This is a genomic window from Corynebacterium sp. NPDC104732 (genome assembly GCF_055583565.1).
This window is the reverse complement of the sequence record NZ_JBVJNS010000001.1, coordinates 183,161-206,575: the sequence shown is the minus strand read 5'-3', so window position 1 is coordinate 206,575 and position 23,415 is coordinate 183,161. Positions and strand designations below refer to the sequence as shown.

At 60.0% G+C, this 23,415-nt stretch carries 21 protein-coding genes; 13 read left to right on the top strand and 8 right to left on the bottom strand.

Annotation, left to right across the window (positions count from 1 at the left end; genetic code table 11):
- Positions 1-103 precede the first annotated feature (103 nt).
- Positions 104-955: a peptidylprolyl isomerase gene (locus ACZ6ZO_RS00975; protein WP_465289897.1), complete on the bottom strand. Its 852-nt coding sequence runs from the start codon at positions 953-955 to the stop codon at positions 104-106.
- Between the two features lie 80 nt (positions 956-1,035).
- Between ACZ6ZO_RS00975 and ACZ6ZO_RS00970 the strand changes: the two genes are divergently transcribed.
- Positions 1,036-1,680, top strand: a complete 645-nt coding sequence (locus tag ACZ6ZO_RS00970; protein WP_465289895.1) for an MBL fold metallo-hydrolase — start codon at positions 1,036-1,038, stop codon at positions 1,678-1,680.
- A gap of 21 nt (positions 1,681-1,701) precedes the next feature.
- Positions 1,702-2,979, top strand: a complete 1,278-nt coding sequence (gene hisS / locus ACZ6ZO_RS00965; protein WP_465289893.1) for a histidine--tRNA ligase — start codon at positions 1,702-1,704, stop codon at positions 2,977-2,979.
- On the opposite strand, the gene ACZ6ZO_RS00960 is transcribed toward hisS, so the two are convergent.
- Genes ACZ6ZO_RS00960 through ACZ6ZO_RS00940 form a run of 5 tightly spaced genes read right to left on the bottom strand, consistent with a single transcriptional unit; the run spans position 2,976 to position 7,454 of the window.
- A complete protein-coding gene (locus ACZ6ZO_RS00960; RefSeq protein ID WP_465289891.1) occupies positions 2,976-4,337 on the bottom strand; it encodes an L-serine ammonia-lyase in 1,362 nt (453 codons plus the stop codon). The genes hisS and ACZ6ZO_RS00960 overlap by 4 nt on opposite strands.
- 11 nt (positions 4,338-4,348) lie before the next feature.
- Positions 4,349-4,984 (bottom strand): CE1759 family FMN reductase, encoded by a 636-nt coding sequence (locus ACZ6ZO_RS00955; RefSeq protein WP_465289889.1) that lies wholly within the window; start codon positions 4,982-4,984, stop codon positions 4,349-4,351.
- Positions 4,984-6,096: an LLM class flavin-dependent oxidoreductase gene (locus tag ACZ6ZO_RS00950; protein ID WP_465289887.1), complete on the bottom strand. Its 1,113-nt coding sequence runs from the start codon at positions 6,094-6,096 to the stop codon at positions 4,984-4,986. Before ACZ6ZO_RS00950 ends, ACZ6ZO_RS00955 begins: the two co-directional genes overlap by 1 nt.
- Before the next feature lie 53 nt (positions 6,097-6,149).
- Entirely contained in the window at positions 6,150-6,878 is a 729-nt protein-coding gene (locus ACZ6ZO_RS00945; RefSeq protein ID WP_465289885.1) for a CBS domain-containing protein, read from the bottom strand.
- 15 nt (positions 6,879-6,893) lie between these two features.
- Complete coding sequence (locus ACZ6ZO_RS00940; RefSeq protein ID WP_465289883.1) at positions 6,894-7,454, bottom strand: TetR/AcrR family transcriptional regulator; 561 nt, start codon at positions 7,452-7,454, stop codon at positions 6,894-6,896.
- A 102-nt stretch (positions 7,455-7,556) separates the two neighbouring features.
- Here ACZ6ZO_RS00940 and ACZ6ZO_RS00935 point away from each other — a divergent pair, with 102 nt between their 5' ends.
- Both ACZ6ZO_RS00935 and ACZ6ZO_RS00930 read left to right on the top strand, forming a co-directional pair.
- Positions 7,557-8,222: a hypothetical protein gene (locus ACZ6ZO_RS00935; RefSeq protein ID WP_182386233.1), complete on the top strand. Its 666-nt coding sequence runs from the start codon at positions 7,557-7,559 to the stop codon at positions 8,220-8,222.
- On the top strand, positions 8,219-10,240 hold the full coding sequence (locus ACZ6ZO_RS00930; protein WP_182386232.1) for a YhgE/Pip domain-containing protein: 2,022 nt from the start codon (positions 8,219-8,221) through the stop codon (positions 10,238-10,240). Before ACZ6ZO_RS00935 ends, ACZ6ZO_RS00930 begins: the two co-directional genes overlap by 4 nt.
- A gap of 79 nt (positions 10,241-10,319) precedes the next feature.
- Here ACZ6ZO_RS00930 and ypfJ read toward each other — a convergent pair whose 3' ends face one another.
- Positions 10,320-11,192: a KPN_02809 family neutral zinc metallopeptidase gene (gene ypfJ / locus ACZ6ZO_RS00925; RefSeq protein ID WP_182386231.1), complete on the bottom strand. Its 873-nt coding sequence runs from the start codon at positions 11,190-11,192 to the stop codon at positions 10,320-10,322.
- A gap of 147 nt (positions 11,193-11,339) precedes the next feature.
- Between ypfJ and aspS the strand changes: the two genes are divergently transcribed.
- The 3 genes from aspS (at position 11,340) to ACZ6ZO_RS00910 (ending at position 15,901) form a co-directional block, all read left to right on the top strand.
- The gene (gene aspS / locus ACZ6ZO_RS00920; protein ID WP_465289880.1) at positions 11,340-13,163 is read left to right on the top strand and encodes an aspartate--tRNA ligase; all 1,824 of its coding nucleotides are present in this window, start codon (positions 11,340-11,342) and stop codon (positions 13,161-13,163) included.
- 149 nt (positions 13,164-13,312) lie between these two features.
- Positions 13,313-14,557, top strand: coding sequence for a phosphotransferase (locus ACZ6ZO_RS00915; protein ID WP_465289878.1), 1,245 nt, complete (start codon positions 13,313-13,315; stop codon positions 14,555-14,557).
- Between the two features lie 18 nt (positions 14,558-14,575).
- The gene (locus ACZ6ZO_RS00910) at positions 14,576-15,901 is read left to right on the top strand and encodes a replication-associated recombination protein A (RefSeq protein WP_465289990.1); all 1,326 of its coding nucleotides are present in this window, start codon (positions 14,576-14,578) and stop codon (positions 15,899-15,901) included.
- Here ACZ6ZO_RS00910 and ACZ6ZO_RS00905 read toward each other — a convergent pair.
- Positions 15,898-16,479 carry a DUF6882 domain-containing protein gene (locus ACZ6ZO_RS00905; RefSeq protein WP_465289876.1) on the bottom strand — a complete coding sequence of 194 codons (582 nt, stop codon included), beginning with the start codon at positions 16,477-16,479 and terminating at the stop codon, positions 15,898-15,900. The two genes, ACZ6ZO_RS00910 and ACZ6ZO_RS00905, sit on opposite strands and share 4 nt — an antisense overlap.
- 190 nt (positions 16,480-16,669) lie before the next feature.
- On the opposite strand from ACZ6ZO_RS00905, the gene alaS reads away from it, so the two are divergent.
- The 6 genes from alaS (at position 16,670) to aroC (ending at position 23,415) form a co-directional block, all read left to right on the top strand.
- Positions 16,670-19,327 (top strand): alanine--tRNA ligase, encoded by a 2,658-nt coding sequence (alaS, locus tag ACZ6ZO_RS00900; RefSeq protein WP_465289874.1) that lies wholly within the window; start codon positions 16,670-16,672, stop codon positions 19,325-19,327.
- A gap of 63 nt (positions 19,328-19,390) precedes the next feature.
- Complete coding sequence (gene ruvX / locus ACZ6ZO_RS00895; RefSeq protein WP_182386227.1) at positions 19,391-19,876, top strand: Holliday junction resolvase RuvX; 486 nt, start codon at positions 19,391-19,393, stop codon at positions 19,874-19,876.
- Between the two features lie 5 nt (positions 19,877-19,881).
- Complete coding sequence (mltG, locus tag ACZ6ZO_RS00890) at positions 19,882-21,033, top strand: endolytic transglycosylase MltG (protein WP_465289872.1); 1,152 nt, start codon at positions 19,882-19,884, stop codon at positions 21,031-21,033.
- Positions 21,033-21,803, top strand: a complete 771-nt coding sequence (locus ACZ6ZO_RS00885; RefSeq protein WP_465289870.1) for a shikimate dehydrogenase — start codon at positions 21,033-21,035, stop codon at positions 21,801-21,803. The genes mltG and ACZ6ZO_RS00885 overlap by 1 nt, the downstream gene beginning before the upstream one ends.
- A 21-nt stretch (positions 21,804-21,824) precedes the next feature.
- Positions 21,825-22,178 carry an A24 family peptidase gene (locus ACZ6ZO_RS00880; RefSeq protein WP_465289868.1) on the top strand — a complete coding sequence of 118 codons (354 nt, stop codon included), beginning with the start codon at positions 21,825-21,827 and terminating at the stop codon, positions 22,176-22,178.
- A 28-nt stretch (positions 22,179-22,206) separates the two neighbouring features.
- Positions 22,207-23,415, top strand: a complete 1,209-nt coding sequence (gene aroC, locus ACZ6ZO_RS00875; RefSeq protein WP_182386223.1) for a chorismate synthase — start codon at positions 22,207-22,209, stop codon at positions 23,413-23,415.

Below are 23,415 nucleotides of genomic sequence, written 5' to 3'. Positions count from 1 at the left end.
TACTGAAAACTAGTGTGAAAAGCCGGAAACTTGTTATGGAATTGTTATCAAGGTCTGTTGCTGAAGGGGCCTATGGTGTTAGTGGTACCTGCGGGGGAGCCTACTATTTCGCCTCAGCCTTGGTGATGCGCACCTCTTCAGTTGGGGCACCATCCGCAGCGCCTCCCTGCACGCCATTAGCTGCAACCTTGTCCAGAGTTTCCAATCCAGCCTCATCGATCTGACCGAAGTAGGTGTAGTTGGCGGCAAGTGGCGAATCCTTGAAGTTCAGGAAGAACTGGGAACCGTTGGTGTCCTTGCCCGAGTTTGCCATTGCTACAGAGCCTCGTGGGTAGATCACCTGTGGGTCGTCTGCCATCTCGTCAGTGGGGTACTCATTAGCGAAGGAGAATCCTGGACCACCGGTTCCGGTTCCAGATGGGTCGCCACATTGCAGCACGAACAGGCCAGCGGTGGTGAGGCGGTGGCACACAGTGTCGTCATAGAAACCGTTGCTCACGAGGTGCTCGATGGCGTTAACGGTACATGGCGACGCAGCACGGTCCAGATCAAGTCCGATGGGGCCCTGGGAGGTGGTCAGGGTGACGTTCACAGTGCCCGTTGCTGGGACGCCGCTGGTCTTAGCCGGCGCGGTCACCGGTTTGGCTGCTTCGCCGCTGGCCGGGTAGGCACATTCCACAGTGTCCGGCAGGGCAGTGGCACGCTTCATGGCCAGTGGTTTTACTTCTGGCGCTTCGGTGGATGGCTGCGTCTGGGTGGATTCAGAGCCAGCCTCGGTTTCGGTGTCATTGGTTCGGGTGGCTGCGAACCAAATACCGCCGACGAGCGCCAGGATCACTACCGCGGCGGTCACGATGACGCCCAGTGGTTTCGTCTTTTCCGCTCGATCGCGGCTTTTCAGTTCCCGCTCGAGGCTGTGCATAGCTTGTTCGCGCCGTTGCTTATTAGAAGTCACAGTAGTGTTGCTTTCCATAGAAGAGGACATAAATCGTTCATTAATCCTAGTCGAGTGCCTTGGCAGAGTATGGTGAGGGCATGGAAATTATGGGGTTTGCCGCTGGGCCATTCCAAACAAACTGTTACTTCTGGGTCAACGAAGGCGCTTGTGTGATCATCGATCCCGGCATGCACGCCCACGATCGGGTGGTACAGGCCGTCGACAAGCAGCAGCTAAGAGTAGAGGCGATCGTGCTTACGCACGGTCACATCGACCACACGCGCGACGCCGGCTCATTGGCGCAGCGGTTCGGGGTGCCGGTGTACATCCACCCTGAGGATGAGTTCATGCTCGATAAGGGGGCGGGCATGAGGGAGGAAACGCGGCAGCTTTTCGACGCAGACAGCATGGTTGCTATTTCCGACCTGAAACTGATGAACCACGGCGATAACGTCTCCATGGCCGGTGTGGACTTTGAGGTCCGCCACACCCCTGGCCACTCGCCAGGATCAGTGCTGCTCGTGAACGCCGACGCACAGGTGTGCTTCGCGGGCGATGTCCTTTTTAAAGGCTCCATCGGTCGAACCGACCTGAACTTCTCCAATCACGCGCACATGCTGACCTCGCTGCGGGAACAAGTCCTCACTCTGCCGGATGAAATGAATGTGCTGCCGGGACACGGGGACGTTACTACGATCCGGGCCGAGCGTGCCACTAACCCCTTCCTGCAACAACTGAAATAGAACAAGGTAAAGTTTTTCGTTGTGAGTCAAGCAAAGAAATTCCAGCCCCTGTCCGCTCCCAAAGGCGTGCCGGACTACGTCCCACCGGTCTCCCCGGAGTTCCTCGCCGTGCGCAACACCTTTGCGCATCAAGCACACCTGGCTGGATACGAGCACATCGAGCTGCCGATCTTTGAAGAAACCGCCCTGTTTGCCCGCGGCGTCGGTGAATCCACCGACGTGGTGTCTAAGGAGATGTACACGTTCGCCGATCGTGGGGATAGGTCCGTGACCTTGCGCCCCGAGGGCACCGCCGGTGTGATGCGCGCCGTCATTGAACACGGCCTCGACCGGGGACAGCTACCCGTGAAACTCACCTATGCTGGCCCATTCTTCCGGTACGAACGCCCCCAGGCTGGCCGCTACCGCCAGCTGCAGCAGGTGGGCGTCGAGGCCATCGGCATCGATGACCCAGCCCTCGACGCTGAGGTCATTGCCCTGGCGGATCGCTGCTTCCGCTCCATCGGCCTAAGTGGCTTCCGTCTGGAGCTCACCAGCCTTGGCGACGACACCTGCCGCCCGGCCTACCGCGAAAAGCTGCAAGAATTCCTGTTCAAGCTGCCGCTCGACGAAGAAACCCGCCGTCGCGCTGACATCAACCCGCTGCGCGTTCTGGACGACAAACGCCCAGAAATGAAAGAGCTGCTAGTCGACGCGCCACTCATGCTCGACCACCTCTCCGACGAGTCCAAGGCCCACTTCGACACCGTCCTCGGCCTGCTCGACGACATGGGCGTGCCGTACGTCATCAACCCGCGTATGGTCCGTGGACTTGACTACTACAACAAGACCACCTTCGAATTCGTCCACGACGGCCTCGGTGCCCAATCCGGCATCGGTGGCGGCGGCCGCTACGACGGGCTCATGGCCCAACTCGGCGGTCAGGAGCTCTCCGGCGTTGGTTTCGGTCTGGGTGTAGACCGCGCTCTGCTCGCTCTCAAGGCTGAGCAACAGCAGGTCACCGCAGGTAACCGTGTCGACGTCTATGGTGTGGCCATGGGGGCAGAAGCCAAGCGCCGGATGGTCGGCCTGATTAACGAGCTGCGCGTCGCTGGGATCTCCGCCGACATGGCATACGGCGATCGCGGGCTCAAGGGAGCGATGAAGGGCGCAGACCGGGCAGGCGCAGCCTACGCCCTCGTGCTCGGCGACCGGGAGTTGGAATCCGGCGTGGTGGCAGTGAAGAACCTCGCCGAACATTCACAGGAAGAGGTGGCGCTGGAGAGCGTCGTGAAGCAGCTCGGTGCAGCGCTCGGCTAACACTCCGTGTGGTTGACCGGCAACCCAATATGTACAGCGAGGCCTCCCATGGAGGTCTCTTTGTATTTGCTCATCATGTCGCGGCCGGTGTCGGCCATCGTGCGGACGCAATCGTCGAGCGACACGTGGTGGATACCAGTGCCCAGGTTCGCCAATCGCGCCGCGTTGATCGCCTGCACCGCCGCGATGGCGTTGCGTTCGATACATGGAATCTGCACTAGACCACCCACCGGATCGCAGGTGAGCCCCAGGTTATGCTCCAGCGCAATCTCGGCGGCGTTAGCGACCTGCTCCGGGGTGCCTCCCAAAATTTCGCTTAGGCCTGCAGCAGCCATTGCAGCCGCGGAACCCACCTCGCCCTGGCAGCCGACCTCGGCACCAGAGATCGAGGCGTTTTCCTTGATAATCAGGCCCACAGCGGCGGCCGCCAGCAAGAATCGGCGTGATTCGGCCTTAGTGAATTGTGGCAGGAAATCGCGGGCGTAGTGCATCACCGCAGGAATAATGCCAGCGGCGCCATTGGTCGGGGCTGTGACAATCCGGCCGCCGGCGGCGTTCTCTTCGTTCACCGCGAGGGCATAGAGGTTCACCCACTCCATCGCTCCGAACGCATCGGTGGCAAGCTGCTCCCGCTTCCGTACCAGCTGCTTGTAGAGGCCCGGCGCGCGACGTTCCACGTTCAATCCGCCCGGCAGTATGCCTTCCGTAGAGATACCGGCAGTGACGCACTCGCGCATCGTCTGGCACACCAGGTCGAGATGTGCTTCTACGGATTCCCAGCCGTGCAACGCAGTCTCATTGGCCTTCATGAGGTCTGAGATGCTGAGGTCATACTTGTGGCACAGCATGAGCAAGCGGGCGCTGGAGGTGAAATAGTAGGGGACATCGTCGGGGCGGCCGGTGGTGGACACGCCGGCGCCGACACCGCCTTGGTTGTGCTGTTCCTCGTATTCAGGGGCGGAAAGGATGAAGCCACCACCTACGGAGTAGTAGCACTCCTCCTGGTCCCCGGCGCGGAAGATGACTGCGTTGGGGTGTGCGGGCAGAGGTTCGGTGTCAAAGGTGATGGAATAGGTAAGTCCGCCGGGCAAGGTTCCGCTGGCGGGGATGTCGGAGCCTGCGGTGGGTTCTACGTCGGCGGGCACTGTGGCGGGGGCAAAGCCTTGGAGGCCTAGGAGGACTGCACGGTCAGTGCTGTGTCCTTTGCCGGTGGCGGCGAGTGAGCCACGCAGTTCGATGTCCACGTGCGTGGCGGGGTGTTCTGTGATGAATCGTTGGGCCGCGCGCATCGGTCCCACGGTATGGGAGGAAGAAGGGCCAATACCTACGCTAAAGAGATCTACGACACTAATCGTCATAGCACGCGATTTTAGTTATATTTCCTTATTCTGTCCGCGAAGCTGCCTTCCCCCAGGTCATCTGACTCTCCGTCGCGTGCGAAGGTACCACCGAGCCCGCCGACGGTCGTACTTACCGACGTCAAACTGGTAGCCAATTCACCGGCTGCGCGCACGATCCGGTCCCCGAGTTCGTTGGAACCACCGAAGTCTTCGGTAGCAGCGAACACCGCGGTGGCGATGGTGCGTGCCCGCAGGAAGGAAAACAGGGGACGGACAGCGTGTTCGAGAGCGAGGGAATGCCGAGGGCTACCGGCAGTGGCGCCCATGAGTACCGGCTTATCGATGATCGCTTTTTGATCAATGATGTCGAAGAACATCTTAAATACGCCGGAGTAGCTTGCCTTGTAAATGGGTGTGACCACGATGAGAGCGCTCGCCGATTCCGTGCGCTCAATCGCGGCGCTGAGCTTCGGAGAGCTAAAACCAGGGTTGGTAAACGACTGCGCCAGGTCCATTACCAGGTCACGCAGGTCAATGTAGTGGATGTCTGAGGCTTCGCCACGCGTGGAAAGTGCGGTGGTCGTTGCTGCCGCGAGTTGCTCGGCGAGGGTGCGGCTCGAGGAGGGCGTCGATAAGCCTGCGTTGATCACAACGAGGTGATGCATTAACTTTCCTTTCCTGGCATGACCTTAAAGTGCGGCGAATCTGGTTGTGCTTTGAGGGTAGCGTGCGTGGGCGGATTGGATGGCACATGGTCCGGGCGACGCGCTTCCATACGACGGCGCAGCTCCGGAACGATGTCGCGACCGAGAATCTCGATCTGTTCGAGGACCATTGTAAGGGGCAGCCCGGCGTGGTCGATGAGGAAAAGCTGACGTTGGTAATCGCCGACCCAATCCGCGAACTGCATGGTGCGTTCGATGACCTGCTCGCACGTGCCGACGGTCAGTGGTGTTACTTCGGTAAATTCTTCTAGCGACGGTCCGTGACCATACACTGGGGCGTTGTCAAAATACGGGCGGAAGATGCGCTTTGCCTCGGCTTCAGAATCGGCCACGAAAATCTGACCGCCCAATCCGACGATCGCTTGGTCGGCCCTGCCGTGGCCGTATTGTTCGAAGCGGCGCCGATAGGAGTTCACCATGCGAGCGGTGTGTTCCTTGTTCCAGAAAATATTGTTGTGGAAGAATCCATCGCCATAAAAGGCTGCCTGATCTGCGATTTCGACCGAACGAATTGAGCCGTGCCACACGAACGGAGGCACGCCGTCCAGTGGGGCTGGGGTGCTGGTGTAGCCCCGCAGCGGGGTGCGGAACTCACCTTGCCAATTCACCACATCCTCGCGCCACAAACGACGAAGCAGGTGATAGTTTTCCACGGCGAGCGGGATGCCCTGGCGGATGTCCTTACCAAACCAGGGATACACGGGGCCGGTGTTCCCGCGACCCATCATCAGGTCCACGCGGCCACCCGATAGGTGCTGCAGGAACGCGTAGTCCTCCGCGATCTTCAACGGATCATTGGTGGTGATCAACGTGGTAGCGGTGGACAGGATAATGTTGTCGGTTTTTGCGGCAAGGTAGCCCAGGTGCGTGGTGGGGGATGAGGGGACAAAAGGCGGGTTGTGGTGCTCGCCAGTCGCGAACACATCAAGGCCTACCTCTTCCGCTTTGAGTGCGATGTCAGTCATGGATTGGATGCGCTCGGCCTCGGTGGGGCTGCGCCCGGTGGTGGGATCCGTAGTGACGTCGCCGATGGTAAAAATTCCGAATTGCATGTGGATCCTAACTGACCGAGAAAATATTGTTACATCAACAATAATGCTTTTTGTTAGCGTTTTCGAACAGCCCTCACCGGCTCGGTTGCCGCATGGAGAGTAGGCAGATCGCTACGACCGATGACGCGCAGCGGGGTCTCATGCTGGTGCCCGTTCTCTGTGATCAGCGCAAACTGGATCGAGCCGGGGCTAAGGAGAGTGAGCAGAGCCGTCGTGGCCGAGACATTACGAGGCAAAAACTCCACCGCCTCCGAGTTACTGGCGTAGCGTAAAACGTCAGTGACCGTCATAGCATCGAGTGTGCCGTTATCCGTATAGTCATTGGCCACCCACCGGGTGAGTGTGCGGGCGGAAAGTAAGCCATGAAACCGGCGCCCCTGATACACGGGGAACTGGGTGAACTGTGTCGTGCGCACTAGCTCCAACACGTCAGCGATGGTATCTTCCGGGCCCACCGTCCGCACGGGGAGGGGGCCGAGGACAGTGAGAGCTGACGGGGGATGAAGCAAACTATCTCGAATAGCCTCAATGGTTGTGATTGTTTGTTCGCGGGGGTCAGCGATCGGCTGACCATCATCGAACTCGCCGTGGACAATTGCGTTCCGTAACTCCGCATAGTCCAACAACGTGCGTGACTGGCGCTCTGTCATGATCCGGCGCTGCGCTGCCTGACGCACCATCCAGGAAAAGCTATCGGAATTTCGTGCATTCAAGGCGTTCCGAAGGTGGCTCTCGATGGCGTTAAAAGCTGCGAGAAAAGCTGTGGCTGGCGACGTGGTCATACCTTCCAGACTAGGTCAGGAGACGGGCCGGAGCCCGGTGAGCACAATATCGACCAGTTGGGTTTCCACGTTCGGCACCGCCGGCAGGATGGTAGTGACTGCTGGCCGGGCTGCCTGAATGATGCCGTTAATAAACAGTGCGGAAGAAATATCCGCCCGCACCAGTCCATGCTGCCGGGCCAAGCCGACAATCCGTCGATTGTTGGCTGTGATCTGGTCGCGGAACTCCAAGAAGTGGGGAAGTAGCTCGCGCACCGTGTCATCACTCGCTTTGACGATCAGCGGAGCCAAGCCAAGGTCAATAAGACCATGAGCGTAGGCGTGCCACTTTCGTTCCGGTTCTGATTCGAAAGAGGCAAGCGTGTCTTCTTGGAGGCTGACGATCGCGGCCAGGAGGTCGTCGAGAAGCGCGATGAGCAATGCATCCTTGTCGCGGAAGTTGCGGTACACGGTGGCGATGCCCACCCCGGCCACTTTGGCTACATCCTCCAACGTGCCTGAGTCTGGGCCGGCTGCGAAAACAGTCTTCGCGGCCTCGATAATTGCCTCTCTGCGTCGACGCGCATCAGCACGCATGGCTGGCTTCCCACCTCCATATTTGCGAATGTATCTCTGTAGGAGCATGATAGACCCACAGTTAAGTGATAGTCCAACCTCCGGTTAGGAAATTAGGAACCGATGCCCCCGGATACTTTTTTGCATGTTGACTCCCTTGTGGTCGCTACCGGACAACATGTCCCGGATTTCACCCTGACCACACCCCTCAATCTGGTCACCACAGGTCGGGAGTCTTCCGCAACCACCACTATGCTCACGCTCGCCGGACGCATGAAGCCGCGGGAAGGCAGCATCGTCCTGCGCGGAGTGGGCGGTGAGGAACTTTCCACGCCTCGCAGCATCGCGCAACAAGTTGCCCTCGCAGGTGTCCCGGACATCGACGGCCTCGACCGCAACGTCTCCGCCGCCACCTACATTCGCGAGGTATCTGCCTGGTCAGCGCCGTGGTACCGGCGCACCCCGCGCGACGTCGACCAGATCGAGCGGTGGAAAGAACTCGCAGAGCTGTTTGCCCTCGAGTTTGATCCGGCGCTGCACGTCGGCAAGCTGGGGCCCGCCGACCGCTTCCTGTTGCGTGTCGCTCTGGCACTCCTTGCGAGGCCCGAACCTGCCCTCGTCATCATCGACGACATCGACCAGGTTCGCAGCGGAGCCATCCGGGCAGATTTGATTTCTCAGCTCCGGCGCCTTTCTGAACGAGTGCCTGTCCTGGTGGCCTCAACCAATCCCGATGAACACTCAGACTTTGACACCGTTATTTCCCTGGACGGAGGAAGCGTCCAATGAACCTGTTCCACATTGGCTCTGAGTTGCGTCGATTTGCTACTGGCAAACTCCCACGCGCGGCCTTCGTTGTTCTCACTCTCCTCCCACTGATCTTCGGCGGATTGTTCCCCTGGGCATACTGGGACCCAATTACGGGCCTGAAAGACCTCCCCGTAGCGGTGGTCAATTCCGACACCGGAGCCGAGGTGAAGGGCGAGCACATCAACGCCGGTGAACAAGTCCAGCGCAAGCTCATCGAGAGCGACAAGGTCGGTTTTGTCGAAGCCACAGCGCAAGAGGCAGAACGTGGCGTCGCCGACGGTACCTACTATTTCGCGCTCGAACTGCCCACCGACTTTTCCGAGGCTGTGACCAGCGTCGATAGCGACAATCCGCATGCCGCGCAGATCGCCACGGTGTACAACAACGCTAACGGCTTCATCGCCACCATGCTGGGCAACACCGTCACAAACCAGGTCGTGAGCACCATCGACGCGGAACTCGGCAAAAAGGCCACCAACCAGCTGCTCATCGGCTTCAACACCATCAGTAGCGGTCTGGGGCAGGCAGCCGATGGCTCCAAGAAACTCAGCGACGGCGTCAGCCAGGCCCGCACCGGCTCCGATAAGCTCGCCGAGGGCAACCACACTCTCGCCGAGAAAAGCACCCAACTCAACAACGGTGCACAACAGCTTGCCAACGGCACATCCCAGCTAGACGCAGGGATTAAAAAAGCTGCCGACGGCGCAGTCCAGCTCGATAACGGACTGGGCCAGCTACAAGGGGCCACCACCCAGCTCGGTTCCGGAGCCTCCCAAATCGCTGCCGGGGTAGACAAGATCGTCGGGATGGCAGGCGGCCTCACCAACGCCCAAAACCAAGTGCTGGCTCCGCTGGTGAACGCTTCGGCGCAACTTCGCGCCCTGGGCATCCCAGCAGCGATCGACTTGGCCAACCAGTTTGATGGGGTCATTGCGTCGATAAGCCAGCAGGGCGTCGGGCCCGCATCGAAAACCGCCGCCGACCTGCAGCGCCTCCAGACCGGCGCGCACGCCCTCGCGTACCAGCTGGACAACCCTGAGTCCGAGTACCGCCAAGGCATGACCGCGGCTGGAACCGGCGCAAGCCAGCTGGCCACGGGACTTGGTGCGCTTTCAGAAGGGTCGGGCAAGCTTGTCATCGGCACGAAAACTCTCACCGCGGGCACCACGCAGCTTGTCGACGGCACCCAACAACTCTCCGTTGGAGCAGCCGCCTTGCGTGATGGCCTGGTGCAACTCGACGAAGGCTCCGGGGAGCTATCCCTAAAACTGAGCGACGCCAGCCAAAAAGTCCCCAACTTCGACGACGACAAACGCGAAAACGCCTCCACCATGCTGGGACGAATGGTCAACACCCACAATGAAGGGCAAGAGCTGACCAAATTCGGTGTCGGTCTCGCACCATTTTTCGCATCGCTGGCCATGTTCCTCGGCGGAACCATGATGTTCATGGTGCTGCGGCCCCTCAAGCGGCGTGCCATCGACGCCGGCATGCACCCCTTCCGGGTCGCTATTTCCTCCTGGATCCCCGGCATCATTATTGGCAGCCTCCAGGCCACCGCAGTATGGTTCGTCCTCGAATTCCTCCTCGGGGCCCACGCCGTACACCCACTCGGGCTGTGGGCTGCGCTGATTGGGGTATCCATGACCTTCGTGGCCGTCACTCAATCCATCAACGCCCTCGTGGGGACCTCGGCAGGCCGCTTGCTGTGCATCATTCTGATGGCGCTGCAACTTGTCTCTTCCGGTGGGCTCTACCCGCCGGAAACACAGCCAGCCTTCCTGCGCTGGTTCCACACGATAGACCCGATTACCTATTCAGTGAACCTGTTCCGACAGATGCTGGTAGGGGGACACTCCGTCTGGGACGGACGCCTCACGCAATCAATTCTGGTGCTCGGCTGCGTCCTCATCGGCGCACTCACCATCACCACGCTGTCCGCCTGGCGCGACCGGGTCATGAGCTTGGATACCCTGCATCCGGAGCTGAATATTTAGGGCAACCCGGATTTAGCGTACGGATGGGATTTTTTAAGCTAGAATCATCCTATCTATACGCTAAATTTCCTATTAGCTTCTACTTATATACCCCGCGGCCGAGAGTGTCGCAGGACTTCATGGTGCCTTGCTGGTATCCCGTCATGAAAGCTTTAGCGCGGTCGGCGGAGGAGCCGTGGGTCCACAGGTCCGGTCGAACCTCGCCTCCGGACCGCTTTTGGATGTTGTCGTCGCCCACCGCAGCGGCTGTTTCCACAGCGGAACGGACCTGGTCGTTAGTGATTGTCTCCAGCATCGCGCCTTCGCCCTTGTCAGCGTGGTGGGCCCAGATGCCGGCGTAGCAGTCGGCCTGCAGTTCGATCTTGACCGCATTGGAATCTGCGCCCGGCTGGTTGTAGTTGGAAAGGCCGAGAGTGCCCTCGATCTTTTGTACGTGGTGCCCGAATTCGTGGGCCACAATGTACATCTGTGCCAGTGGTGCGTTGTCACCTCCGAGCTTTTCTAGCTGGTTGAAGAATGATACATCGAAGTAGGCGGTGTCGTCGGCAGGGCAGTAGAACGGACCGGTGTTAGCGGATGCCATACCGCAACCGGACATGGTCGAGTTGGTGAACACGACGAGTCCTGGCTTGGTGTACTGCAGTCCTGCCTGCTCGGGCAAAACCTTTTCCCACACCTTGTTGGTGGACACACCTGCTTCTTCCACTCGGCAGTCTGCGCGAGTGTTGGCGGCTTCCGCGCTATCGCAACCTTCGAGATATCCAGCCTCACCACTGGACTGTTGGGTGTTATCGCCGAGGATTTCACCGATATCGCCGGGGTTGCCACCGAGAAGTAGGAATAAGCCCACCAGCAGCAGGGAACCGATGCCACCACCAGCAGCGAGGCGTCGGCCTCCGCCTCCGGTGCGGGCGTACTTTTCGGAATAGTCAGCGTCTTCGCGGAATGTCATGGCGATAATCTTTCCACATCACTGGCGATAACGGGGCGTAATGGCGGTATTGGGTGAGGTAATCGTGTACTCCACCAACTGTGGCAGGTAGACTGGCCGACAGACTAAATGACGTTAGACGTTTTCGCTGGAAGGACACGATCTGAAGTGTTGCGTACGCACCTTGCGGGTGAACTCCGTAAAGAATCTGTTGGGCAAACTGTCACTTTGACTGGTTGGGTGGCGCGTCGTCGCGACCACGGTGGCGTGATCTTCATTGACCTGCGCGACCGCTCCGGCATCGCACAGGTTGTGTTCCGGGAAAGTGAAGTGGCCGAGCGAGCACACTCACTGCGTTCCGAATACTGCCTGCGTATCACCGGTGTTGTGGAAGCACGCCCGGAAGGTTCCGAGAACCCGAACCTTGCTTCCGGTGACATCGAAGTCAACGTCACGGAGCTGGAAATTCTCAACGAGGCAGCGGCACTGCCATTCCAGATCGACGACCAGTCGAACTCCGGTGAAGTTGGCGAGGAGACCCGACTGAAGTACCGCTACCTGGACTTGCGTCGGGAATCCCAGGGCAACGCGCTGCGCCTCCGTTCCGAGGTTAACAAGGCTGCTCGTCGCGTGCTGGATGCGAACGACTTCACCGAAATTGAAACCCCAACGCTCACGCGTTCCACCCCTGAAGGTGCCCGTGACTTCTTGGTTCCAGCTCGCTTGAAGCCAGGTTCCTGGTATGCGCTGCCGCAGTCCCCGCAGCTGTTTAAGCAGCTGCTGATGGTTGCTGGTATGGAGCGGTACTACCAGATCGCCCGTTGCTACCGTGACGAGGACTTCCGCGCCGACCGGCAGCCCGAGTTTACCCAGCTGGACATCGAAATGTCCTTCGTGGATCAGGACGACGTCATCGCGCTGGGTGAGCAGCTTGCCACCGAAATCTGGAAGCTCATCGGGTACGACGTACCAACGCCCATCCCGCGGATGACCTACGCCGATGCCATGAAGTACTACGGCTCCGACAAGCCGGATCTTCGGTTCGACATCAAGATCGTGGAATGCACCGAGTTCTTCGCCAACACGACCTTCCGCGTGTTCAAGAATGACTACGTTGGTGCCGTCGTGATGCAGGGCGGTGCCTCCCAGCCACGTCGTCAGCTTGACGCATGGCAGGACTGGGCGAAGCAGCGTGGCGCCAAGGGCCTGGCCTACATTCTGGTGGGCGAGGACGGCGAACTGGCCGGCCCGGTAGCCAAGAACATCACCGATGAGGAGCGCGCAGGCATTGCAGCTCACGTCGGCGCGCAACCTGGTGACTGCATCTTCTTCGCAGCTGGCGATGCTAAGAGCTCCCGTGCGCTGCTTGGCGCTGCTCGTGGCGAGATCGCTAAGAAGCTGGGCCTGATCAAGGAAGGTGATTGGGCATTCACCTGGATCGTGGATGCGCCACTGTTCGAGCCTTCTGCCGATGCGACGGCCTCTGGCGACGTTGCGCTCGGTCACTCCGCGTGGACCGCAGTGCACCACGCATTCACCTCGCCGAAGCCGGAATGGATCGATACCTTCGATGAGAACCCAGGCGAAGCTACTGCATACGCCTACGACCTGGTATGCAACGGCAACGAAATCGGTGGCGGTTCCATCCGTATCCACCGCCGTGACGTGCAGGAACGCGTGTTCAAGGTGATGGGTATTACCGAGGAAGAAGCGCAGGAGAAGTTCGGCTTCCTTCTGGAGGCCTTCTCCTATGGTGCACCACCTCACGGCGGCATCGCTTTCGGTTGGGACCGTATCGTCTCCCTGCTGGGCGGCTTCGACTCCATCCGCGACGTCATTGCCTTCCCGAAGTCCGGTGGCGGCGTCGACCCGCTGACCGACGCTCCGGCACCGATCACCCCGCAGCAGCGTAAGGAAGCCGGCATCGACGCAAAGCCAAAGAAGGCTGAGCCAAAGAAGGCTGAGCCGAAGAAGGCTGAGCTGAAAAGCTAGCGGACGACCAAGTATCGGAAAGTGGCTTGCGCGCAGATGCGTTGGCCACTTTCTTGTGTGACCTAGCCCCACAACTGTTGTTCAACCCCTGGGGCGCTTACGTAGAATAAATCTCAGTTGAACACTTACGTTCTAGGAAGGACCACGATATGCCAACCGATTCCGACATTGTCGGGCTGGCAGCGGAGCTGCTGTCTAAAAGGCTGGGTGGTACCCAAACGTTGTCTGATCCGGAGCCGTTGAGCGGTAATGGTTCGGCGCGGGTGCTTCGCGCACGAGTGAGCCCGTCGCCGTTTCTAGACGAGCGCTCCGTGGTCATCAAGTACGTTCCGCCTTCCGAGGACGCGATCGATGATGCCGCCCTGATCCGCGAAATCGTCGCCTACCAGTTCACTAACTCTCTCGGTGAGGATGTGCGTCCGGGTCCGGTGCTGCTCGGTTACGACGTCGAACACCGCATCCTCGTTATCACCGACGCCGGTGATAGCGAAACCTACGAGCAGCTCCTGGCACACCCCGACCTGGAGGTGCGTAAGCAGCACCTGCGGAATTTGGGTCGGGCGTTGGGCAAGCTGCATGTGGCCACGGCTACGCACGAGCAGGACTTTGATGTGTTACTTGCGCGGATGCTCAAAGCGCACCCGGATACGGGACACCTGCAGAATCTGCGTGATCTTTCGCTGCTTGCCAGCATTGACAACGGCCTGGACCTGATCGAGCAGTCGGGGGTTGCGGCGCCGGAGGAAGTGCGCCGTGTGGCGCGCGAAGCTAAACGACGCCTCATGTCCGGCAATCACAGGGCGTTCACACCGTTTGATTTGTCTCCTGACAACATTTTGTCGGCGAATCGCACCTACTTCCTGGATTACGAGTGGGCTGGTTTCCGCGATGTCACCTTCGACGTGGCCTGCGTCGTGGCGGGATTCCCACAATTCGTGTCTGCTCGCATCATCACTGATGAGGAAGTGGATGCATTTGTGGAGTCTTGGGCCCGCGAAGTCCGGGAGCTGTGGCCGAACGCTGATGATGTGAACCGTCGTGGCGGCCGGATTGTCACAGCATTGATCGGTTGGGCTCTGGCTAGCGTGGCATACCTTTACCACGGTTCGATGAACCAGGCGGTGTCCCTGGTGGGTTCGGTGGACGAGTGGGACGGTGAGGTTGATCCCGAGCTTGAGGCGCTGATCGCTGCCGATATGGACGCTGAGTTTAACCTGTTCACGGCAGATTTCTTGTCGGAGGGTACCCCGGAGGGGCGCCTTGCCCGCAAAGATTTGTACGAGACCTTTGAAGCCCTGGCCCGCTTCGCGGCACGCTGGGATGACGGCCGGTTCGCCCCAATTCAGGTGTTCGCCGAAACTATGGTCGATCGGCTCAGCTTGTCTGACGGGTAAGCCGTGACTCAGTCGTCGTTGTTTCCCGAAGATCCCAGCACCGAGGCGAAGGACTATTTCCATCCTGACCACGGTGCTCCGTTGGCCGTTCGGATGCGCCCGCGGTCGTTGGACGAGGTGGTAGGCCAGCAGCATGTGCTGGGCCCTGGGAAGCCGCTGCGCCGGATCATTGAAGGCAATGGGGAAGCGTCTGTGATCTTGTATGGTCCGCCCGGAACTGGCAAGACGACTATCGCCTCGCTGATCAGCGAGGCCACCGGCGATAACTTCGTAGGGTTGTCCGCGTTGAGCTCTGGCGTGAAGGAAGTTCGCGCGGTGATTGACAAGGCCCGCCGGGATCTCATTCACGGTAAGCGGACCGTGTTGTTCATTGATGAAGTGCATCGGTTTTCCAAGACTCAGCAGGACGCGTTGCTGGCGGCGGTGGAAAACCGGACCGTGCTGCTCGTTGCAGCGACCACGGAAAATCCAAGCTTCTCCGTGGTGGCACCGTTGCTGTCGCGTTCCCTGCTGATCCAGCTGCATTCCCTGCCACCAGAGGCAATTAGGGAAGTATTGCAGCGCGCGCTTCACGACGACCGTGGCCTGGCATCCCGGATCACCGCCAGTGCGGAAGCGGTTGAGATGTTGGTCCAGCTTGCCGGTGGTGATGCCCGTCGTTCGCTGACTTACCTGGAGGCTGCTGCGGAAGCTGTGGACGACGGGCAAGAGTTGACTCCGGAAATCGTGGGAGCGAATATCAACCGGGCTGTCGCACGTTATGACAGAGATGGGGACCAGCACTACGATATTACGTCGGCGTTCATTAAGTCGATTCGTGGCTCTGACGTAGACGCCGCACTGCATTATTTGGCTCGGATGATTGATGCGGGGGAGGATCCTCGTTTTATTGCTCGACGGCTGGTCGTGCATGCGAGCGAGGATGTGGGGATGGCGGACCCGTCGGCCTTACAGACCGCCACTGCTGCGTACCATGCTGTGAGTTTCATCGGGATGCCTGAGGGACGGCTGGCGTTGGCACAAGCCACCATTCACCTGGCCACAGCGCCGAAGTCGAACGCGGTGTATGTTGCGATAGACCGCGCGCTTTCCGACGTCCGTAGCGGCAACATCGGTGTGGTGCCGCCGCATTTGCGTGACGGCCATTACGCCGGAGCAAAGCAGCTCGGAAACGCAGTCGGCTACACATACCCGCACGATGATCCTAGGGGAGTGGTGCCCCAGCAGTATGTGCCGGAAGAATTGGCCGATGCTGTGTATTACGAACCGACGACCCATGGCGCTGAAAAGCGGTTGCATGACTTCCTTGGCCGGCTTCGCAGGATAGTGCGTGGCACGTCCTAGGCCTTCGGGCAGCGGCGGACTGAGCCGCACGCGTCTCGGAAGGAAACTTCTATGTATTCGGGCCCCTCGGGTGGTATGGGCCCGAACGTGTCGGTCGCCTGTTCAGAAAGTTGCCATCCTAGGTGCTTGGCCAAACCTCGGATACCCACCAAAGCGTCGTACCGCCGCATTGCAACGTCCACTAACACATCGGCTAGAAAAGTAAAGACGTCATCAAAGGTGACCGTGAAATCCGGTGGCAAGAAGTCGGAAATCAGCACAACAAACCCAGATACCTCCGAGGTCGATACCCACATTGGTATATATCCAGGGCCTAAGATCTCTGCGGCTACCCCGCCCAAGTACCGAAACGCATCGGTGCGGGCTGCCAACCGGTCGGAGTCAGGGGTAGCTGGATCTGCATAGTAGAACGCCTCTGTATTGAAGGCCTCCAATTGCATCTGTCGCCCGAATTGAAAAATCTGCATGGGAACTGGGCTAAGGTCCCTACGGTTAGCAAACATGGAGGCGTAGCCCCACAGCATGGTGGTAGGTTCCAAGGACAATGACGCCATCAAATGCGCCTTGGCGTGCATCACCGGTGCATCGGGACGATCCGGATGATAAAACGAGGCAAACGGTGGCTGGCCGTAACGAATGACGGGCAGAGTTCACGGCTCCGACAGTACTGAGAACGAAGAAAATGTGTGGCCGTCGAAAAGCGGGCTGTGCAACGGGGTAAACTGAAACGCTGTAACTTATCGCCCAACGAAGCAAGGAACATTCGTCGTGCAGACCCATGAAATCCGGGAACGATTCACCCAGCACTTTGTCAACGCCGGCCACACCGCAGTGCCCAGCGCGTCCCTGATTCTGGACGATCCAAACCTGCTGTTCGTTAACGCAGGCATGGTCCCTTTTAAGCCCTATTTCCTGGGTCAGCAGACACCTCCGTTTGAAACCGCCACCAGCATCCAAAAATGCGTGCGCACCCTGGACATCGAAGAGGTCGGCATCACCACCCGCCACAACACGTTCTTCCAGATGGCGGGCAACTTCTCCTTCGGCAACTACTTCAAAGAAGGCGCCATCAAGCACGCTTGGTCCCTGCTGACCAATCCGGTAGAAGAGGGTGGCTACGGCTTCGATCCAGAGCGGCTCTGGGTGACTGTGTACTTGGATGACGACGAAGCCGCCGACATTTGGCACGAGCAGATTGGCCTGCCAAAGGAACGCATTCAGCGCCTCGGCATGGCGGACAACTACTGGTCCATGGGTGTTCCTGGCCCGTGCGGCCCCTGCTCCGAGATTTACTACGATCGCGGCCCAGAGTACGGCAAGGAAGGTGGCCCGATCGCCGATGATTCCCGCTACCTGGAGATCTGGAACCTCGTGTTCATGCAGAACGAACGCGGCGAGGGCATTGGCAAGGATAACTTTGAAATTCTCGGGCCGCTGCCGAAGCAGAACATCGATACCGGCATGGGCGTCGAACGTATCGCCTGCCTGCTGCAGGGCGTGGACAACGTCTACGAGACCGACCTCCTGCGTCCAGTGATTGATGTTGCGGAGAAACTCACCGGCGCCACCTACGGTGCTAAGGACGAGGACAACATCCGTTTCCGTGTCATTGCTGACCACTCCCGCACCGGCATGATGCTCATCCTCGACGGCGTCACCCCAGGTAACGAAGGCCGTGGCTACATCCTGCGTCGCCTGTTGCGCCGCATTATCCGCTCGGCACGACTGCTTGGCGCTACCGGCGCTACCATGGCCGAGTTCATGAACACCATCATGGACACCATGACCCCGTCCTACCCGGAGATCGCGGATAGCCGCGAGCGCATCCTCGCCGTGGCTGTCAATGAGGAAAAGGCCTTCCTGAACACCCTCGAATCCGGCACCAAGCTCTTCGAAGAAGCAGCCGCTGCGGCCAAATCTTCCGGCAAGACCATCCTGGACGGTGCGGAAGCATTCACACTGCACGACACCTACGGTTTCCCCATCGACCTCACCCTGGAAATGGCGGCAGAAGCTGGGCTGTCTGTGGATGAGGACCGTTTCCACGCCCTGATGGCTGAGCAGAAGGCCCGCGCCAAGGCTGATTCCCAGGCAAAGAAGCACGGTCACGCTGACCTGTCTATTTACCGCGAGTGGGTGGATCAGAATCCGACCGAGTTCGTTGGATACGACAACCTCGATGCAGAGGCCAATGTCATTGGCTTGCTCTCTGGCGGGGAGAAGAAAACGTCCGTATCTCGGGGCGAAGAGGTCGAGGTGATCCTTGACGTTTCCCCGATGTACGCTGAGGCCGGTGGCCAGCTGGGCGACCGTGGCCTGATCAAGGCTGGTGGCGCGCTGCTGAGCGTCACGGACGTGCAGAAGATCGGTAAGAAGCTTTGGGTGCACAAGGCGGTGGTGACCGAAGGTGAGCTGGGACTGGAGCGGGTCACCGCGAGTGTGGATAAGCAGTGGCGTCACGCCGCTCGTCAGGCACACACCGGTACCCACCTGATCCACGCTGCGCTGCGCCAGGTACTCGGCCCAACAGCTGTCCAGGCCGGTTCCATGAACAAGCCTGGCTACCTGCGGTTCGACTTTAACTACACCGAGGCTCTCACCCCGGAGCAGCTGCACGAGATCGAGCAGATCACCAACCAAGCCGTGGATAACGACTGGGCTGTCAACACCATCGAAACCAGCCTGGCGGAAGCCAAAGCCATGGGTGCGCTAGCCCTGTTTGGCGAAAACTACGGCGACGAAGTTCGCCTGGTGGAGATCGGTGGTCCGTTCTCCATGGAGCTGTGTGGTGGTACCCACGTGTCTCACTCGTCCCAGGTTGGTCCAGTTGCCGTCCTTGGTGAATCCTCCGTGGGCTCCGGCGTGCGTCGCATCGAGGCCTACTCCGGCATGGATTCCTTCAGCTACCTGTCCAAAGAACGCGCCCTTGCGGCTGGTCTGGCAGCTTCGCTCAAGGCACCATCGGAGGAACTACCGGATCGTATCGCAGCGCTCACTGAAAAGCTCAAGGCGGCAGAAAAAGAAGTTGAGCGGATGCGCGCAGCTCAGCTCGCAGCCGACAGCTTGAAGCACGTGGACTCCGCTCAGAACGTCAACGGGTTCAAGGTGGTCACGGCGCAGTTGGCCAAGGGCGTGCAGGCTGGTGACTTGCGTGGCATCGCTACGCAGATGCGTGACAAGCTCTCCGCCCAGGACGCCGTGATCGTGCTGGCAGCGGAGGCCGGCGACAAGGTGCCGTTCATCGTCGCCGCTACCAAGTCCGCCATCGACCGAGGCGTCAAGAGTGGTGACTTGGTCAAGTTGATGGGCCAGTACGTGGACGGCCGTGGCGGTGGAAAGCCGGACATGGCACAAGGCGCAGGTACCAACGCTGCTGGGCTACACGAGGCATTTGCCGCTGTAAAGCACGAGTTGGAGCAGCGCTAAGAGTTTTCAGACACGCCCAGGGCATTGCCCTGTGGCGGGCCGGAAACCCGCTAAGTTGAAAACATGGTGAAACCGGACATCCCAGGGGAAAATGACCCAGGCCAAGGCCGACGGCTCGCGTTGGACGTGGGTACTGTCCGTATCGGGGCTGCCTACTCAAATAGAGAAGCAACCTTGGCGATGCCCCTGGAAACCATCGCCCGCACTACCGGCCTGAAAGACCGCGATTCCACTGATATCGAGCGGATCTTGGCCCTCATCGAGGAATACGATGTCGTGGAGGTAGTCGTGGGACTGCCCCGTGATCTGCAAGGCAATGGTTCTCGCAGCGTCAAACACGCCAAGGACATTGCCTTCCGCATCAAGCGACGAAAAGACATCGCCGTGCGCCTCGGTGACGAGCGGCTCACTACGGTAGCAGCCCTCGGGGCTGTTCACGCTGCTGGGCGAACAGAAAAGCAAACCCGCGCCGTGATTGACCAGATCGCGGCCGTGGAAATCCTGCAATCGTGGCTCGACGCACGCCACCGGTACCTAGAAAGGGCTTGAACGACATGCGTATGGAACCTAAGTACCGGAAGCGCCGTGAGCGTGGCCTCGCCGTGCTGGTAGCCTGCCTCCTCCTCATCATTGGAGCGATCGTGTTCATTGGATACACCCGTGCGAATCCCCCGAGCCTGGGAGACTTCAAAGGTGCCGGAAATGGCGAGGAAGTCATGGTGGAAATCGCGGAAGGCGAGAGCGTTTCTCAACTCGGCCCCGAGCTTGTGAAACTGGGCGTGGTGAAGTCCAACGGCGCGTTCCAGCGGGCCGCCGGTCAAAACGATGCCGCCGCTACTGTCTCGCCTGGGTTCTACCGGGTGCAGAAGGAAATGTCGGCTGCCGACGCGGTAGCGGCGCTGGTTGATCCTAAGAACAAGGTGGAGTTGTTGCAGGTGCCGGGCGGACAAACCCTGGCTGATGTGACGGTCGTTGGCGGTGAAACCCGCAAAGGTATTTACTCCACCATTGAAGATGTGACGTGCAAGCACTCAAACAACTGTGTGAACGTCGCGCAACTCGAGCAGGTTGCGGCCTCAGCAGACCCGAAGGCGCTCGGGGTGCCGGAGTGGGCGGTAGCGGACGTCGTGAAGCGTGGCAATGACCCGAAGCGTCTGGAGGGCCTTATCGCCCCAGGGCAGTACGTGATCAACCCTAGCCACGACGCCACCGCCATCCTTACCGATCTGATCACCCGCTCCGCGAAGCAGTATGAGGATTCCGGTATTGTTGAGCGCTCTGCCGCCATGAAGCTCACGCCGTATCAGCTGCTCACCGCAGCATCGCTGGTGGAGCGGGAGGCACCGCGCGGTGACTTCGATAAGGTCGCGCGAGTGATCCTGAACCGCCTCGCCGAGCCGATGCGCCTGGAATTCGACTCTACGGTCAACTATGGGCTCCCCACCGTGGAGGTCGCCACCACGGACGAGGATCGCAAGCGCGAAACCCCGTGGAACACCTACACCAAGGAAGGCCTGCCGGAAACCCCGATCTCCGCAGCGTCTATGGAAGCTATCGAGGCCATGGAAAATCCCGCACAGGGAGACTGGTTGTTCTTCGTCACCGTTAGCAAGGACGGCACCACGAAGTTCAACCGCACCTTCGAGGACCACCAGCGCGATACGAACGAAGCGATCGCGAACGGCGTGTTGGATAGTCAGCGCTAATGCCACACGCAGCCGTATTAGGAAGCCCGATCGCTCATTCGCTCTCCCCGTTGCTCCACAACGCGGGGTACGCGGCCTTAGGGCTCGATGACTGGACATACACCGCGATCGAATGCACCGCGGAGCAGCTGCCGACGCTGATTGACCCATCATTCGCCGGTTACTCAGTGACCATGCCCTGCAAATTTGCGGCCCTCGACGCAGCGACCGAGGTCACTGATCGGGCCCGCGAGATCGGCTCAGCTAACACCTTGGTACGCCGTGGCAACGGGTGGCTCGCGGACAACACCGACTGCCTCGGTGTGCTCGGCGCGCTCGAAGAACTCGATGTCGCACCCCGTACCGCCGTTGTCATCGGCGCAGGTGGTACTGCGCGCGCCGTGCTGTGGGCGCTGCGCGAGCTCGGCGTCTCGGACGTCACCGTGATGAACCGCAGCGACCGCACGAAGGAACTCGCCGGGCTTGCCGACGCCCAGTGGCTGCCACTCGGGACCATTCCGGACGCTGATGTGGTGGTCTCTACGCTACCCGGTGCCGCCGCGGCCGAGCTGAGCATCGATGCGCCCTTGTTTGACGTCAGCTACAGCCCCTGGCCACCGCCACTGATCGCGCAGGCCGCGTCGAAAAACTTGCCACACGTGGCTGGGCACGTCATGCTCGCACACCAGGCATACGCCCAGTTTGAACTATTCACGGGCCAGCCGGCACCTCGCGATGCGATGCGCAGTGCGCTGGAGGCACGGTTGTTCCCCGCGCGCGAAGAGGCGTAACGCCTGCTAGCCTGATGCCCCATGGGGGTATTTTTCTGGGCCACTGCGCTGTGTGGCTATGACATCTGTTTTCGGCGCCTGCCGGATTGGCTTACTCTTCCGGCTATCGCGGTGGCGTGGTGGTGGCATCCGACTTGCATTCTTGGGGGAGTGGCATGGGCCGCGTTATACCTGCGACGTGGCGTCGGGGGTGGTGACGTCAAGTTGGCCGCCAGCCTGGGCACGCTGGCTGTAGCGGGCGGAGTCATGGATTTATTCGCTGCGATTGCGCTGGCGTCGTTAGCAACGGTGTTACTGTGCCTCCTGCTGCGGCGCTCTGCACTGCCACACGGTCCAGCTATGATCGTGGCCACATTGCTAATAAGGGGGTATTAGCTTTAAGTGCACCACGCCACATGAGACAATGTTGGGCATGCTTCGATGGACTACTGCAGGTGAATCTCACGGCCAAGCCCTCATCGCGATGGTGGAAAACATGCCAGCCGGCGTGCCGCTGTCCTCTGAAGAGGTCTCCTACCAGCTCGCGCGTCGTCGACTCGGCTACGGTCGTGGCGCCCGCATGAAGTTCGAGGCCGACGAGGTCACCCTGCTCACTGGCGTTCGCCTGGGTGAAACCTTGGGCTCGCCCGTGGCCATCATGGTGGGCAACACCGAGTGGCCCAAGTGGACCACCATCATGTCCGCCGATCCTGTGGACACCTCCGATGAAGAGGTTGCTAAGGCTTTCGACTCCGGTCGTGGCGCCAAGCTCACTCGGCCTCGCCCAGGTCACGCCGACTTCTCTGGAATGGTCAAGTACGGTTTTGAGGACGCCCGCAACGTGCTGGAGCGTTCCTCCGCACGAGAAACCGCGGCCCGGGTCGCGGCAGCGACGCTGGCCCGCAACTTCCTGAGGGAGACCCTCGGGGTCGAGGTGTTCTCTCACGTGCTCGGCATCGGCGGGTTCTCCTACGAAGGTGCCGTGCCGGACTTCAGTGATCTGGAAGCCATCGACGCTTCTCCTGTGCGTTGCTTTGACAAGGACGCCGAACAATCCATGGTGTCTGAAATCGAGGCCGCGAAGAAGCAGGGAGACACGCTTGGCGGCGTGGTGGAAGTCGTCGTTAAGGGCTTGCCAATCGGTTTGGGATCGCACGTGTCCGGCGAGAGCCGACTGGACGCGCAGCTCGCAGCAGCGTTGATGAGCATCCAAGCCATCAAGGGCGTGGAGATCGGCGACGGTTTCGCACAAGCGCGCAGCCGGGGCAGTGACGCCCACGACCAAATCGTGCGAGATGCCGACGGTATTCGCCGCGAAAGCAACCGCGCCGGCGGCCTCGAAGGTGGCATGACCAACGGGGAAACCCTCATCGTGCGTGCTGCCATGAAGCCGATTTCCACCGTGCCTCGCGCACTGAAAACCATCGACATGAAGGACGGTTCCGCAGCGAGCGCGATCCACCAGCGTTCCGATGTGTGCGCTGTCCCAGCAGCCGGCGTCGTCGCCGAGGCGATGGTTGCGCTCGTGCTGGCCAAGGCCGTGCTGGAGAAGTTTGGTGGCGACAGCCTCGCCGAAACAAAACGTAACGTAGCATCCTACCTGGATGCAGTTGCCCAGCGGTTGGAGTTTTAA